Origin of the sequence: Serratia sp. OS31 (assembly GCF_014164835.1) — a bacterium.
In the GTDB taxonomy this organism is placed as follows: domain Bacteria; phylum Pseudomonadota; class Gammaproteobacteria; order Enterobacterales; family Enterobacteriaceae; genus Serratia; species Serratia liquefaciens_A.
The window spans coordinates 1-14749 of record NZ_JACJFQ010000011.1; the positions used below are offsets into that span (position 1 = coordinate 1).

Below are 14749 nucleotides of genomic sequence, written 5' to 3' on the forward strand. Positions count from 1 at the left end.
AAAAGACGGGTTTTTCACCTGAAGAGGTAGCACCCCCAAAAAAAAAAAAAAAATCCCCGACGCGCACCGATAAGTGTGAGAAAAAAATGGGTTTTTTTAAATTTTTAGATGAAAAAAAAATTGCACAACTTGGGGGGAAAACAAGATTTTACCGGCGGGCGAATTCTTCTGCACCCGCCGTTGAAGCCTTATGCCCGGGTAGCCGCTTTCATTTCACGCGTAAAATTCGCCAGTTTCGCCAGCATTTCTGTCGGATTGGCTTGATTCTGCTCGATAATTTTGACGATAGCCGAACCGGATATCGCACCGGCCGCGCCGGCTTGCAGCGCATCGCGTACCTGCGCCGGTTCGGAAATGCCAAATCCTTGCAGCGGCGGTGCCGCATGGTATTCACGCAATTTGCTGACCAGGTGGTGGAGCGGTAACTGGGCGCGGCTCTCGGTACCTGTTACGCCTGCACGTGACAACAGGTAGGTGTAACCCCGGCCGTGTGAGGCAATCTCACGCAGTAAATCGTCGTCTGCATTTGGCGGGCAGATAAAGATAGGGGCGATACCATGGCGCGTTGCCGCGGCGCGGAAGGGGGCTGACTCTTCATAGGGTACGTCGGCAATCAGCACCGAATCAACGCCGACTTCGGCACAGCGTTGGTAAAAGGCATCGATGCCTTTATGGAACACCAGATTGGCGTACATCAGCAGGCCGATAGGAACAGTCGGGTGTTTCTGACGAATTGCCGCCAGCATTTCGAAGCACTGGGTTGGCGTCACGCCTGAGGCGAAGGCGCGTAGCGCAGCACTTTGAATGGTCGGGCCGTCAGCCAGCGGATCGGAAAACGGAATGCCCAGTTCCAGCGCGTCGGCACCGGCTTCCACCAGGGTATCGACGATCTGCAGTGAAAGCGCCGGGTTCGGATCGCCGAGGGTAACGAACGGGACGAACGCGCCTTCTTTCTTATCTGCCAGGCGGTTGAACAGTTGTTGGTAACGTTCCATCAGATTTCTCCCCGTGCTTTCAGAATGTCGTGAACGGTAAATATGTCTTTGTCGCCGCGACCGGACAGGTTAACCACCAGAATCTGTTCTTTTTGCGGCGTTTCACGGATCATTTTCAGCGCGTGCGCCAGAGCATGGGAAGACTCCAGCGCCGGGATGATCCCTTCGCTACGCGATAGCGCTTTGAAAGCGTCCAGCGCTTCGTCATCGGTAATGGACACGTATTCAGCCCGGCCGATGCTGCTCAGATAGGCGTGCTGTGGCCCTACAGAGGGGAAATCCAACCCGGCAGAAATCGAGTAGGATTCTTCGATCTGGCCTTCTGACGTCTGCATCATCGGCGCTTTCATGCCGAAATAGATGCCCACGTGGCCGTGCTTGAGCGGTGCGCCGTGCTGACCGGTTTCAATACCCAGACCGGCAGGCTCGACGCCGATCAGGCCGACGCTGGTGTCATCGATAAAGTCGGCAAACATGCCGATGGCGTTGGAGCCACCGCCAACGCAGGCCAGAACCGCGTCCGGCAGACGGCCTTCGCGTTCCAGCATCTGCGCTTTGGTTTCTTCACCAATCATGCGCTGGAATTCACGCACGATAGTGGGGTAAGGGTGCGGACCCGCAGCGGTGCCCAGCATATAGTGGGCGGTTTCGTAGCTGCCAGACCAGTCGCGTAGTGCTTCGTTGCAGGCATCTTTCAGCGTGGAGGAGCCGCTGTGAACCGGGATCACTTCCGCTCCCATCAGGCGCATGCGGAAGACGTTGGGTGACTGACGCTCGATATCTTTGGCACCCATATAAATGCGGCACTTCAGGCCGAGCAGGGCACAGGCCAGCGCGGAAGCAACGCCGTGCTGACCGGCACCGGTCTCGGCGATGATTTCGGTTTTGCCCATGCGCTTGGCCAACAGCGCCTGACCCAGAACCTGGTTAGTTTTGTGCGCGCCACCGTGCAGCAGATCTTCACGTTTCAGATACAGCTTGGTTTTGGTACCGGCAGTGAGGTTTTTGCACAGCGTCAGAGCGGTTGGACGACCGGCGTAGTTTTTCAACAGGTCGATAAATTCAGCCTGGAATTGGGGGTCGCGCTGGGCGCTGACAAAGGCTTCTTCCAGTTGTTTTAAGGCCGGCATCAGAATCTGCGGCACATATTGGCCACCAAATTCGCCGAAGTAGGGGTTAAGCAGCGTCATTATAGTTCCCGTTATTATCCGTTAATCATATTTAGTAAGCGCGCAGGGTCTGGAACACCGCCGCCAGGCGGGCAGGATCCTTAATGCCGGGCTGGCTCTCAACGCCGGAGTTAAAGTCCAGACCGGCGCAGCCGAGTTTGGCTGCGTCAACACAGTTGTCTGCGCCAAGGCCACCGGCCAGCATCACGTTTTCCAGGTTTTCGCCGTGCAATACCGACCAATCGAAACGCTGGCCGGTGCCGCCCGCGCCGTTATCCAGTAGATAACGGTCAACGTGCTGCAAATCGCGCTGCGGTAAATGGTCTTTTACGCTCAATGCTTTCCAAATCTGGCACTCGGCAGGCAGTTCGGCGCGCAGGGCGCTGATATAGGCCTGATCTTCCGACCCGTGCAGTTGCACCGCTTTCAGCCCCAGACGTTCGACGGTCTTAACCAGGGTCTCTACCTGCGCGTCGCAGAATACGCCGACATATTTCAGCGGGGCACCCGAGATGACCTCGCGGGCGCGGTTGATATCGACATAGCGCGGTGAACGCCCGACGAAAATCAGCCCGCCATACACCGCACCGGCCTGATAGGCCGCGCTGGCATCCTGCGGACGGGTCAGCCCGCAGACTTTGTTGTCGCCCAGGATCACCCGGCGTACGGCGGCGCGGAGATCGGTTTCCGACATTAATGCGCTACCAATCAGGAACCCGTTGGCAAAATGGCTCAGTTCGCGGATCTGAGCGTAATTGTTGATGCCGGACTCGCTGATCACAGTCACCCCGTGTGGGACGCGAGGCGCCAACTGGCGGGTGCGATCCAGATCGATACTCAGGTCGCGCAGATCGCGGTTATTGATACCGACCACGCGCGCTTCCAAAGCAATGGCCCGTTGCAGCTCTTCTTCGCTGATCACTTCGGTCAGCACGCCCATGTTCAGGCTGTGCGCTACCGCAGCCAGTTGACGGTACTGATCGTCGTTGAGCACCGACAGCATCAGCAGAATGGCGTCGGCCTGATAGAAGCGCGCCAGGTAGATCTGGTACGGGTCGATAATGAAGTCTTTGCACAGCACCGGCTGCGTCACCGTTTTGCTGACCAGCGGCAGGAAGTCAAAGCTGCCCTGGAAATATTTTTCATCGGTCAGTACCGAGATCGCCGAGGCGAAATCTTTGTAGACCGAAGCAATCTCCACGGGATCGAAATTCTCGCGGATCAACCCTTTGGAAGGGGATGCCTTTTTACATTCAAGAATAAACGCCGTTCTGGCACCCTGCAGCGCGTGATAAAAGCCACGTTCGCTGGGGACGATTTCATTTTGAAAACTGGCCAGTGGCTGTTGTTGCTGTCGTGCTGCGACCCATTGCGCTTTATCACGAACAATCTTGTTGAGCACGGTTTCCTGCATCATTTATCCTCTTGCTGCCAGTGCGGTTACGCGCTCGTAAGCTTTCCCGCTGTGAATCATGTCCAGTGCCTGCTGCGCGTTTTGGCGCAGGTCTTCATGCCCGAATAACTTCAGCAGCAGCGCCACGTTAGCGGCCACCGCGGCGGCGTGCGCCGGGTCACCTTTACCTTGTAACAACCTTGCCAGAATGTCACGGTTTTCTTCCGGCGAACCGCCCAGCAGGGCCTCCAGCGGGTAGCGTTGCAGCCCGAAGGATTCTGGCGTCAGCTGATAGCTTTCAATTTCACCGTTGTTCAGCTCTGCCACGTGGGTCGCGGTATGGATCGCCACTTCATCCATGCCACCGCCGTGCACCACAGCGGCCCGTTGGTAACCCAGCACGCGCAGGGTTTCGGCAATCGGCAGCACCAATTCCGGGCTGTAAACGCCGATCAGCGCCAGTGGCGGACGCGCCGGGTTAATCAGCGGGCCCAATACGTTGAATACCGTACGGGTTTTCAACTGTTGGCGTACCGGCATCGCATGGCGGAAACCGGTGTGATACTGCGGCGCGAACAGAAAGCATACGCCCAGGTCATCCAGCGCTTGGCGCGCCTGTTCCGCCGGTAAATCCAGACGAATGCCGAACGCCGCCAGCAGATCGGATGACCCTGACCGGCTGGAAACGCTGCGGTTGCCGTGTTTTGCCACTTTGGCGCCGCACGCCGCCGCCACAAAGGCGCTGGCGGTGGAAATGTTAATGCTGTTGGTGCCGTCACCGCCGGTGCCGACGATATCGGCAAACGGGTAGTCCGGGCGTGGGAACGGCAGGGCATCGGCCAGCAGCGCTTTAGCAGCGCCGGCGATCTCTTCCGGACGTTCGCCGCGAATTTTCATGCTGATCAGCGCCGCGGCCAGTTGGCTTGGCTCCAGCTCACCGCGAACAATGGCGCTGAACAACTGCTGGCTTTCCTGCTGGTTCATCGACTCTGAGCGGTACAGTTTTTCAAGAATAGTTTGCATCGTCGTTTCCTCTCGTTATTTCGCCAGCGCCCAGGCCAGAGTTTGCTCAAGCAAACGCGCGCCGTGAGTGGTCAGGATAGATTCCGGATGGAACTGGAAACCGCATACGCGATGCTTGTCATGACGGACTGCCATCACCATATCGCCGAAGTGGGCGTTAACGGTGAGTTCGGCCGGGATATTGCTGCCGACCAGTGAATGATAACGGGCCACCGGCAGGGGGTTCACCATACCGGCAAACATCCCTTCGCCATCGTGGCTGATGGCCGACGCCTTGCCGTGCAGGATTTCTCCGGCCTGGCCGACGTGCCCGCCATAGGCTTCGACGATTGCCTGATGGCCCAGACAGATGCCGATAATCGGTAACTGACCGCGCAGGCGCTGCAACAGCTCAGGCATACAACCGGCTTCTGCCGGTGTGCCCGGGCCTGGAGACAGCATCAGCACCGGCTGGGTCAGCTGCTGCAGGCGCTCGATAATCACCTCGGCAGAAATTTGGTTGCGATAAATCACCACCTGGTGGCCGCTGGCGCGCAGCTGATCGACCAGGTTGTAGGTAAAGGAATCAACGTTATCGAGCAGTAAGATATCGGCCATCAGAACACCTCCTTGGCCTGGTGCGCACTGGCAATGGCGCGCAGCACGGCACGTGCCTTATTACGGGTTTCATCGGCTTCCGCCTGGGGTACAGAATCCAGCACTACGCCGGCGCCGGCTTGCACGGTGGCAATGCCGTCTTCAACATACGCGGAACGGATGACAATACAGGTATCCAAATCCCCGGTGGCGGTGAAGTAACCCACGGCGCCGCCGTAGCTGCCGCGACGGGTGCCTTCGGACGCGGCAATCAACTGCATGGCGCGCACTTTAGGTGCCCCGCTCAGGGTGCCCATGTTCATGCAGGCCTGATAGGCGTGCAGTACGTCAAGGTCAGCGCGCAAGGTGCCGATCACTCGGGAAACCAGGTGCATCACGAAAGAGTAGCGGTCCACTTTGGTCAGATCGGCCACGTAGCGGCTGCCGGCCTGGCAAATACGCGCCAGATCGTTGCGCGCCAGATCGACCAGCATCAGGTGCTCGGCCAGCTCTTTATGGTCAGTACGCATTTCCAGCTCGATACGGCTGTCCAGATCCAGGTCCAGCGAACCGTCGGCACGGCGACCGCGTGGGCGGGTACCGGCAATCGGGTAGATTTCAATCTGGCGGTTGTTGGCGTCGTATTTCAACGCACTTTCCGGCGATGCGCCGAACAGGGTGAACTCGTCATCCTGCATAAAGAACATATAGGGGCTTGGGTTGTTGTCCTTCAGCGTCTGATACGCGGCCAGCGGTGCCGGGCAGGGCAGAGAGAAACGACGTGAGGGTACCACCTGGAATATTTCACCCTGACGAATGGCCTGCTGCAGCTCGCTGACCACGGCACCGTATTCTTCATCCGTCTGGTTGCAGCTCAGCTGCATGTTTTCCAGCTTCTGGTGCGGAATGGGCTGCGGGGTCTGTTTCAATTGAACCTGCAGCTGTTCCAGGCGCAGCTGCAAGCGCTGCTCCTCGGCCGGGTCGGCTGTGAACACGCTGGCCTGCAGACGGGCAACGCCGCGTTGGTGATCCAGCACTAGCAGGGTTTCCGCCAGATAGAAGCAGAAGTCCGGGCAGCGCTGATCCTGACGCAACGCCGGCAGATCTTCGAAGCCGGCGACCAAATCGTAGGCAAACAGGCCGCCGAGCATAACGGCTTCACGTTCGTCGGCGGGCGAGTCCACCAACGTCAGCAGGGTGCGCAGTGCGTCAAATACCGACAGCGAACGCAGGCGAGCATCTTCATCCTGGATAGCGTCAATCGGCGGGAAAGTCAGTTCCCGGCCGTTAGGGCGCACCTGAATCTGTACTTCGGGCGGCAGCGCCTCATCCAGCAGCGGCAGCATTGCCGCACCGTTGGCGGTCAGTGCCTGCAGGGTAACGATGCGACCCAGCGCGGTGATGCGCAGCGCACTGTCGATCACCAGCAGGCTTTGCAGGTTTTGCTTGCTGTTGATTTCAGCGGACTCCAACAGCAAGGTCGCCGGGCGAGCGCCGCACAGCTGGTGGAAAATGGTGGTCGGATCGCCCCGGTAACTGGCCTCCGCCTTCAGTAACTTAAGTTGTGGTTTGATGTTCATCATGGGTATTCCAGTTAAAATTTGTCCATAAAAAAGCCCGCGTTACCAGCGGGCTTAGGGAATCTGCAGTGTCAGATGACAGGTATGCGTGATTACACCGCCCGCGAAAGGGAGGTACGCCACCAACGAAGAAGAGAAGTTTGCTTATTCATTTCTGTGCTCTCTTGTTTATCATCCAACCAGGGTATCGCCCTGAACTTGTGTACTAGTTAACTGGTTCGCGAGAATAAAGTCAACCCTCTTTTCACACAATGTTTTAGCCGCAAGCGTGAATAATTTTCATCAACAGAAAAGGCCGTTGACCAGAATAGATTTCCGTCCGGCGGGCGAACGCGCGTATGATAGAAGGCCAAACCCTTGACGGATATTTCTTTTGACAGACAGCAGCCCACAGCCCTCCGCCTTTACCCTGTACGACCTCCACAGCCATACCACCGCCTCTGACGGCTATTTGACGCCGGCACAGTTGGTGCAACGGGCCGTCGAGATGCGGGTAGGCGTCCTGGCGATTACCGACCACGACACCACCGAAGGATTAGCCGCAGCCGCCGCAACCATTGCCGAGCTGTCGTTACCGCTGCAGTTGGTGAGCGGGGTGGAGATCTCCACGCTGTGGGAAAATCACGAGATCCATATCGTGGGTCTGGGGATTGAAACTGCGCATCCGGCGATGGTGCAGCTGTTGGCTGAACAAACCGAACGCCGCAATCTGCGCGCGCAGGAAATTGGCGTACGGTTGGCTAAAGCACGTATTGAAGGGGCGTTTGAAGGGGCGCAAAAATTGGCGGACGGCGGGGCAGTGACACGCGGCCATTTTGCCCGTTACCTGGTGCAGATTGGTATCGCCGACAATATGGCTCAGGTGTTCAAGAAATACCTGGCCAAAGGCAAAACCGGCTACGTTCCGCCACAGTGGTGTACAATAAAACAAGCCATTGATGTGATTCATCAATCCGGCGGCCAGGCGGTGATAGCTCACCCAGGCCGTTACGATCTGACGGCCAAATGGCTGAAACGGTTGTTGGCGCACTTTGCCGAACAGGGGGGAGATGCCATGGAGGTTGCCCAGTGTCAGCAGGCACCGCATGAGCGCTCGCAACTGGCAAAGTATGCGCAAGAGTATCAATTATTGGCGTCGCAGGGCTCGGATTTTCATCAGCCCTGCTCGTGGATCGAACTGGGCCGCAAACTGTGGTTACCCGGCGGCGTTGAACCCGTGTGGCGTGACTGGCCGCAACCGCAGCAGGGTAAGGTCGGTTGATTTAACGTGGGCGATGCCGCCCGCGTGCATCATTTTTAGGAGCAAGTCATGAGTCAGCTTTTTTATATCCATCCAGATAACCCGCAACCGCGCCTGATCAACCAAGCGGTGGATGTGCTGCGTAAAGGTGGCGTGATCGTCTATCCTACCGATTCCGGCTACGCGTTGGGCTGCAAGCTGGAAGACAAGACGGCCATGGAACGCATCTGCCGTATCCGTCAATTGGACAGCAATCATAATTTTACCTTGATGTGCCGCGATTTGTCCGAGCTGTCTACTTACGCCTATGTCGACAATACCGCGTTTCGACTGATCAAAAACAACACCCCCGGCAACTACACGTTCATTTTGAAAGCGACCAAAGAAGTCCCGCGTCGCCTGATGAACGACAAGCGTAAAACCATCGGTCTGCGCGTGCCGTCTAATCCGATTGCGTTGGCGCTGCTGGAAGTGCTGAATGAGCCGATGATGTCGACCACGTTGATGCTGCCAGGCAATGATTTTGCCGAATCCGATCCGGAAGAGATCAACGATCATCTGGGCAAACAGGTGGATCTGGTGATCCACGGCGGTTTCCTGGGCCAGCAACCGACCACGGTGATTGACCTGACCGAATCCGCGCCGGAAGTGGTGCGTGAAGGGGCGGGCGACGCAACGCCTTTCCGTTGATGCATCATTGCGCTGCCGCTTTTGCTCATTTTCTGAAAAGTGGCGGCAACGGCGTCATTTGCCGGTAAAGCCGCTATTCTACAATATCAAAAACTGATAACAGGCAGGATGCGTAGCAATGATTAAGCGGATTTCTCTTTTGGCGGCCATATTGTTTTCCTCTGCGGCCAGCGCGGGGTTTTATTCCGGCAGCGCCTTGCTGTCGGAAACCAGCGGCTATGTGAAAAATAAAAACGGCGCGGCTACCGTCGCCGAAGCGCTCGATGGCGGGATGTTTATGGGCTATGTGGCCGGCGTATTCGATACCTTCTCAATGCAGGGCAACCGCAGCATTTGTCCGGATGCCGGGATGAGCGTAGGGATGGCCGCGGATGCGGTGATGCAGTATTTAAATGAACACCCGGAACAGCTGCACTATTCCGCGCCTTCGGTCATTATGCTGGCATTAACCGCCGCTTATCCCTGTGAACGGCATTAATAGTGTTTATTTAGTGCGTATTTTTTCATTCGGTGCGAAGCCTCTTATTTAGCACTCTTTCCAATAGATGAAGCTGACGAAGGCTGTCATTTTACTGCTAATGCACAAATCCCCTTACCGTGGGGGATATGACGTTTAGGAGATAAAATGACAGCGTTTTGCCATGGCTCGCTTTCCCTCGATTATCATGATTCCGGTTCAGGCCCGCTGACGTTGGTCCTGCTGCCCGGTTGGTGTGAACCAAAAACCCTATTTGCCCCCTTTACCGCACTGGCGGCGGAAAAGTATCGGGTGATCAGTCTCGACTGGCGGGGGCATGCCCTGTCCGATCGCGATGCCGGACTCTCCCTTGACGCTCAGGATCTGCTGGCAGATCTCCAGCAATTGCTGCTTGAGCTGCAAGTAGATCGGTTTGTGACGCTGTCGGTAGCGCATGCCAGCTGGATAGCGGTGGAGTTGGCCGAGCGCATGCCGCAGCAAATACAGGGAATGGTGTTTCTCGATTGGATCATGACGCAGCCTGAAGCAGCATTTTTCGACTCGGTAAAACAAATGCAGCGGCCGGAACACTGGCTGGCGGCACGTGATGGTTTGTTCACTTTCTGGCAGGGCGGTATTGAACACCCTCAGGTCAAACAGCATTTGACCGTTGAAATGGCGCAGGAGGACTATCGCGTTTGGCAGGCTGCCGGCGTGGCGATTGAGCAAGCTTATCGGCAATACGGTTCGCCGCTAAACCGGCTGGGGGAATTAACCTCTCCACCTGCTTGCCGACATATTTACTCATTGGATCGCGACGCAGACTATTTGCGACAACAGCAGAGCTTTGCCGACAGCCACCCGTTTTTCTCGGTCGTCCGTCTGGAACATGCACGCACTCACCTTGGGATCCTCGAGCAGCCAGCGGTCGTATTCCAGGCGGTAACCGATTTCCTCGGTGATTAATCCGTTTTCCGAGTGCGTGATAAAGCGGGTTCTTGCCCGCTTTTCATCGATTCCTGACGCCATCGATAGCTTTCGATAATCGACCAGACCACAAAGTGGGTTTCAACCCTATTGAAAGCCTGTATAATGCGCGGTTCGATCTAAGTAAACGTATTGTTACCGTTGCGGTGCCTGGCGCCGCGGCGGTCATCCCCCCGACGCCTGTGAAGGCGACACTAGAGGTTGCTCAATGAGCGAAAAGTTACAGAAAGTTTTAGCGCGTGCCGGTCATGGCTCGCGCCGTGAAATCGAAACCATTATTGAAGCCGGGCGCGTCAGCGTCGACGGTAAAGTTGCCAAACTGGGTGACCGCGTTGAAGTGACTCCTTCAATGAAAATCCGTCTGGATGGTCACGTCGTTTCGGTTAAAGAATCTGAAGAAGCGGTTTGCCGCGTGCTGGCGTATTACAAGCCGGAAGGCGAGCTTTGCACCCGCAGCGATCCTGAAGGCCGTCCGACGGTCTTCGATCGCTTGCCTAAGCTGCGTGGTTCCCGCTGGGTAGCGGTAGGGCGCCTGGACGTCAACACCTCAGGCCTGCTGCTGTTCACCACCGACGGTGAACTGGCTAACCGCCTGATGCACCCAAGTCGTGAAGTCGAGCGTGAATATGCCGTGCGCGTATTTGGCCAGATTGACGACGAAAAAGTGAAGCAACTGAGCAAAGGCGTTCAACTGGAAGATGGCCCGGCCGCTTTCCGCACCATCACTTTCCAGGGTGGCGAAGGCATAAACCAGTGGTACAACGTGACCCTGACCGAAGGGCGTAACCGCGAGGTGCGTCGTCTTTGGGAAGCCGTTGGCGTTCAGGTTAGCCGCCTGATCCGTGTGCGTTACGGCGATATCGATCTGCCTAAAGGCATTCCTCGTGGCGGTTGGACCGAGCTTGAACTGCCGGCGATTAACTACCTGCGCGAACTGGTTGAGTTGAAGCCGGAAACCGTCAGCAAGATGCCGATTGAACGTGAACGCCGCCGTGTGAAGGCCAACCAGATCCGTCGCGCCGTTAAGCGTCACACCCAGGTAGCCGGCAGCGGTCGCCGCAGTGCCGCGGGCAGCAAGCCGGGCAAACCAAGCAAACGCAGCTGATTATCACGCCGCAGCCCATTCAGGCTGCGGCGTTTTTCTTTCCGTTACCAGTCAATTCCCTGCTGTGCCTTGATACCCGCATCAAACGCGTGCTTCACCGGCCGCATTTCCGTCACCGTATCCGCCAGCTCCAACAAATCGCGATGGCAGCCGCGTCCGGTGATGATTACCGTCTGGTGCGCAGGGCGTTGTCGTAGCGCTTCCAGTAGCTCCTCCAGTTCAAGGTAGCCGTAGCTGACCATGTAAGTCAGTTCGTCCAGCAGCACCAGATCCAGGTTGTTGTCTGACAGCATACGCTTGCCGTGTTGCCATACGGCCTGACAGGCGGCAGTATCGCTGGCCTTATCCTGCGTTTCCCAGGTAAAGCCGGTCGCCATCACCTGAAATTCGACACCGTGCTGCTGCAGCAGGTTTTTCTCACCGTTCGGCCATTCACCCTTGATGAACTGAATGACGCCGGCCTTCATCCCGTGACCAACGGCGCGGGTCACGGTGCCAAACGCCGCTGTGGTTTTTCCCTTGCCGTTGCCGGTGAATACCAGCAGCAATCCCCGTGCTTCCTGAGCAGCAGCGATACGCGCGTCAACCTGTTCTTTCAAGCGTTGTTGACGTTGTTGGTGGCGATCTTCAGCCATGATAAAACCCCCCTTTATTCGGCCGCGCCGGGTTTACGGTTCGGCTGAGCGTCGAAACTCATGCCGGTTTTGCGACGGCTGTCATCCCCCATCAAATAGAGGTAAAGCGGCATAATGTCCGCCGGAGTTTTCAACTTGCTTTTGTCTTCGTCTGGAAACGCAGATGCGCGCATTTGGGTGCGAGTTCCGCCCGGATTGATGCAGTTTACCCGCAGATTGCGATTTTTATATTCATCGGCCAGCACCTGCATCATGCCTTCAGTGGCGAATTTTGACACGGCATAAGCCCCCCAGTTGGCGCGTCCCTTACGGCCGACGCTGGAGCTGGTAAAGACCAACGATCCGGCAGGGGATTTCAACAGCAGAGGCAGCAACGCCTGGGTGAGCATAAAGGTTGCATTGACGTTCACCTGCATCACTTCGTTCCACATTGTCATCGACAGTTCTGCCATCGGAGCGATGTCACCCAGCAGGCCGGCGTTGTGAAGCACGCCATCGAGACGCGGAACATGCGTAGCAAGCTCGTCTGCCGCTCGTTGGCACTGTTCCTGCGTGCAGTGCAGCAAATCCAGCGTGATGGTGTAAGTGGGGGCGTTGCTGAGTTTGGCGATCTCGGCCTGAACCGCCTTAAGTTTGCTTTCGGTGCGGCCCAACAGCACTAATTGCGCGCCAAACTTGGCATAGGTGAGTGCCGCTTCGCGGCCGATACCGTCACCGGCACCGGTAACCAGAATAATACGTTGTTGCAACAGGTCCTGCTTGGGTTGGTAATGCACAATAATTCCTCGCGCCTTGGTGGCTGGTCTCCCGCTTGCATCGGGGAGGGGGTGGATTGAGGGGCCATGACAGGAGCAAAGGCTCGACCGCATACAGGCCCCACAGCGAATTTGGATCATCATCTTGATGAATAATCCGTGTTATATGCCTTAAATGGATCGTATTTTCAATGATTAGGCGGCATAAACGGCATTCTTTTGTAACAAAAATGGCAGGAGGCCGGCTTGGTTAAGCCAAAACCCGCCCACATAGTAAAGAGGCTGCACAAGGAATTTTTATTTAGTCGCGACAGCCACCGCTTCGGTTGGCTAGAATGAATGAGATAGTACTAACAACCTGTTAATAAAGGCGGAATCTGTGGAGTTTATATCTGTTTACGGCCTGTTTCTGGCCAAAGTCGCGACGGTTGTGATTGCCATCGCCGCGCTGGCGTTGCTGGCGGTCAGCCTTGGGCAACGCAAAGCCCGACACAAAGGGGAACTGCAGCTTACCGACCTCGGAGAACAATACCGGGACATGCAGCGCGATATGCGTTTGGCGCGGATGGGCGAAGCGGAACAAAAGGCCTGGAGCAAGCAGTTTAAAAAGCAGACCAAAGCCGACGATAAACTGAAGAAACAGCGTGCCAAAGCCGGCGCGGTGGAAGCCACCAAACCTTGTCTGTACGTGCTGGATTTCAAAGGCAGCATGGATGCCCATGAAGTGACTTCACTGCGTGAGGAAGTCTCCGCGGTGCTGGCGGTGGCGACGCCACAGGACGAAGTTCTGCTGCGCTTGGAAAGCCCGGGCGGGGTCGTTCATGGCTACGGGCTGGCCTCATCGCAGTTGGCCCGTTTGCGCGCCGGCGGCATTCGCCTGACGGTAGCGGTAGACAAGGTAGCCGCCAGCGGCGGTTATATGATGGCCTGCGTGGCAGATCGCATCGTTGCCGCTCCCTTTGCCATCATTGGTTCCATCGGCGTTGTGGCGCAAATCCCGAACTTCCACCGCTTGCTGAAAAAGAACGATATTGACGTGGAATTGCACACCGCCGGCGAGTTCAAACGCACGCTGACGCTGTTTGGCGAAAACACCGAGCAGGGGCGCGAGAAGTTCCGTGAAGATCTGAACGAAACCCACCAACTGTTTAAAGAATTTGTGCATCAGCAGCGTCCATCGCTGGATATCGACAGCGTGGCAACCGGTGAACACTGGTTCGGCACCCAGGCGAAAGAAAAAGGGCTGGTTGATGCGATTGGCACCAGTGACGATCTGCTGATTGCTGAAATGGAAAATCACGAGGTGGTGGGGGTGCGTTATGCGCGTCGTAAACGCCTGATGGACCGTTTTACCGGCAGCGCAGCAGAAAGTGTCGATCGTCTGCTGTTACGCTGGTGGCAGCGCGGCGAAAAGCCACTGCTTTAATCGCAACGAGTAAACCGCTGGGGGGCCGAAGCCCCCCTTTTTTTATGCTTAATCGACCAAATGGTATTTTTCAGAAAACACGTGAGCCAAATGTTTAAACATATTAAATACTGCGGTAGTTTTTGCCGTTGGCAATCCATCGGGATCCAAAAAGAATTCTCCGCGGAAAACTAAAACGCTGCCTTTTTGTTCAACTTCGGTGGCAACCATGCCATGCAGATAATCATCGTGCTGGCGAATAAGATTATTTGCTTCGAGCAGCAAGCTTTCACGATCAATGGGTGAGGTATTAGTGCGCATTTATTACACTCCAATCATAAATTCTGCACTTATTCTAACGCCAGTTCGCATTTATCCGCAAACAGACTAAGGTTTATTTGCCGTCTGGACGGCTAGCGGTATCTGCCGATTGGCGAAATCTGCCTTTCCGTGCTAATTAGGTTGCGTGACGCTTTTTATCAGGTACAGTGTGGGATTTTGCGGCGTCAGGTGGAAGGTTTTGTTTACGCCATTAATGAGTCTCACACAGCCATACTTCTGGGGCATGGGTGAATAGCAGGCAGGATCAACAACTTGCGTTCAGGTTGAGCAGTTAGGCAGCCAATAGATAAAAACATGTTGATCTCTTGCCAGACTGCCGCAATATAAAAAAGAGATATGAATCGCTGCGGCACGGCGAGATAAAAGACTTCTTTTTAGAAGAAATAAAATTAGGTAA

At 56.1% G+C, this 14749-nt stretch carries 13 protein-coding genes, 1 pseudogene and 1 other annotated feature; of the genes and pseudogenes, 6 read left to right on the forward strand and 8 right to left on the reverse strand.

Annotated features, from left to right (window positions below):
• Positions 1-188 precede the first annotated feature (188 nt).
• The 5 genes and pseudogenes from trpA to H5P17_RS11405 all read right to left on the reverse strand — a co-directional run bounded on the left by trpA (position 189) and on the right by H5P17_RS11405 (position 6739).
• A complete protein-coding gene (gene trpA / locus H5P17_RS11385) occupies positions 189-995 on the reverse strand; it encodes a tryptophan synthase subunit alpha (protein ID WP_182822983.1) in 807 nt (268 codons plus the stop codon).
• Entirely contained in the window at positions 995-2185 is a 1191-nt protein-coding gene (gene trpB, locus H5P17_RS11390) for a tryptophan synthase subunit beta (protein WP_044551667.1), read from the reverse strand. The genes trpA and trpB overlap by 1 nt, the downstream gene beginning before the upstream one ends.
• 31 nt (positions 2186-2216) lie before the next feature.
• On the reverse strand, positions 2217-3578 hold the full coding sequence (gene trpCF / locus H5P17_RS11395) for a bifunctional indole-3-glycerol-phosphate synthase TrpC/phosphoribosylanthranilate isomerase TrpF (RefSeq protein WP_182823123.1): 1362 nt from the start codon (positions 3576-3578) through the stop codon (positions 2217-2219).
• Positions 3579-3581: 3 nt separating this feature from the next.
• Positions 3582-5177, reverse strand: a pseudogene (trpD, locus tag H5P17_RS11400) (bifunctional anthranilate synthase glutamate amidotransferase component TrpG/anthranilate phosphoribosyltransferase TrpD).
• Positions 5177-6739: an anthranilate synthase component 1 gene (locus H5P17_RS11405; protein WP_182822985.1), complete on the reverse strand. Its 1563-nt coding sequence runs from the start codon at positions 6737-6739 to the stop codon at positions 5177-5179. Before H5P17_RS11405 ends, trpD begins: the two are co-directional and overlap by 1 nt.
• A 24-nt stretch (positions 6740-6763) precedes the next feature.
• Positions 6764-6867 (reverse strand) — a sequence feature (Trp leader region).
• A gap of 242 nt (positions 6868-7109) precedes the next feature.
• Here H5P17_RS11405 and H5P17_RS11410 point away from each other — a divergent pair.
• The 5 genes from H5P17_RS11410 (at position 7110) to rluB (ending at position 11215) form a co-directional block, all read left to right on the forward strand.
• A complete protein-coding gene (locus tag H5P17_RS11410; RefSeq protein ID WP_182822987.1) occupies positions 7110-7997 on the forward strand; it encodes a PHP domain-containing protein in 888 nt (295 codons plus the stop codon).
• Between the two features lie 48 nt (positions 7998-8045).
• Positions 8046-8666 carry an L-threonylcarbamoyladenylate synthase gene (locus tag H5P17_RS11415; protein ID WP_020827149.1) on the forward strand — a complete coding sequence of 207 codons (621 nt, stop codon included), beginning with the start codon at positions 8046-8048 and terminating at the stop codon, positions 8664-8666.
• Between the two features lie 118 nt (positions 8667-8784).
• On the forward strand, positions 8785-9144 hold the full coding sequence (locus tag H5P17_RS11420; protein ID WP_044551659.1) for a Rap1a/Tai family immunity protein: 360 nt from the start codon (positions 8785-8787) through the stop codon (positions 9142-9144).
• A 147-nt stretch (positions 9145-9291) separates the two neighbouring features.
• A complete protein-coding gene (locus tag H5P17_RS11425) occupies positions 9292-10089 on the forward strand; it encodes an alpha/beta fold hydrolase (protein WP_182822989.1) in 798 nt (265 codons plus the stop codon).
• Between the two features lie 229 nt (positions 10090-10318).
• Positions 10319-11215: a 23S rRNA pseudouridine(2605) synthase RluB gene (gene rluB / locus H5P17_RS11430; protein ID WP_044551646.1), complete on the forward strand. Its 897-nt coding sequence runs from the start codon at positions 10319-10321 to the stop codon at positions 11213-11215.
• A gap of 44 nt (positions 11216-11259) precedes the next feature.
• On the opposite strand, the gene cobO is transcribed toward rluB, so the two are convergent.
• Together cobO and H5P17_RS11440 are read right to left on the reverse strand one after the other, a co-directional pair.
• Positions 11260-11850, reverse strand: coding sequence for a cob(I)yrinic acid a,c-diamide adenosyltransferase (gene cobO, locus H5P17_RS11435; RefSeq protein ID WP_182822991.1), 591 nt, complete (start codon positions 11848-11850; stop codon positions 11260-11262).
• 14 nt (positions 11851-11864) lie between these two features.
• Positions 11865-12626: a YciK family oxidoreductase gene (locus H5P17_RS11440; RefSeq protein WP_182822993.1), complete on the reverse strand. Its 762-nt coding sequence runs from the start codon at positions 12624-12626 to the stop codon at positions 11865-11867.
• Between the two features lie 358 nt (positions 12627-12984).
• On the opposite strand from H5P17_RS11440, the gene sohB reads away from it, so the two are divergent.
• A complete protein-coding gene (gene sohB, locus H5P17_RS11445; protein ID WP_044551638.1) occupies positions 12985-14031 on the forward strand; it encodes a protease SohB in 1047 nt (348 codons plus the stop codon).
• A 48-nt stretch (positions 14032-14079) separates the two neighbouring features.
• On the opposite strand, the gene H5P17_RS11450 is transcribed toward sohB, so the two are convergent.
• Positions 14080-14331 carry a YciN family protein gene (locus H5P17_RS11450; protein WP_044551636.1) on the reverse strand — a complete coding sequence of 84 codons (252 nt, stop codon included), beginning with the start codon at positions 14329-14331 and terminating at the stop codon, positions 14080-14082.
• Positions 14332-14749: the final 418 nt, after the last annotated feature.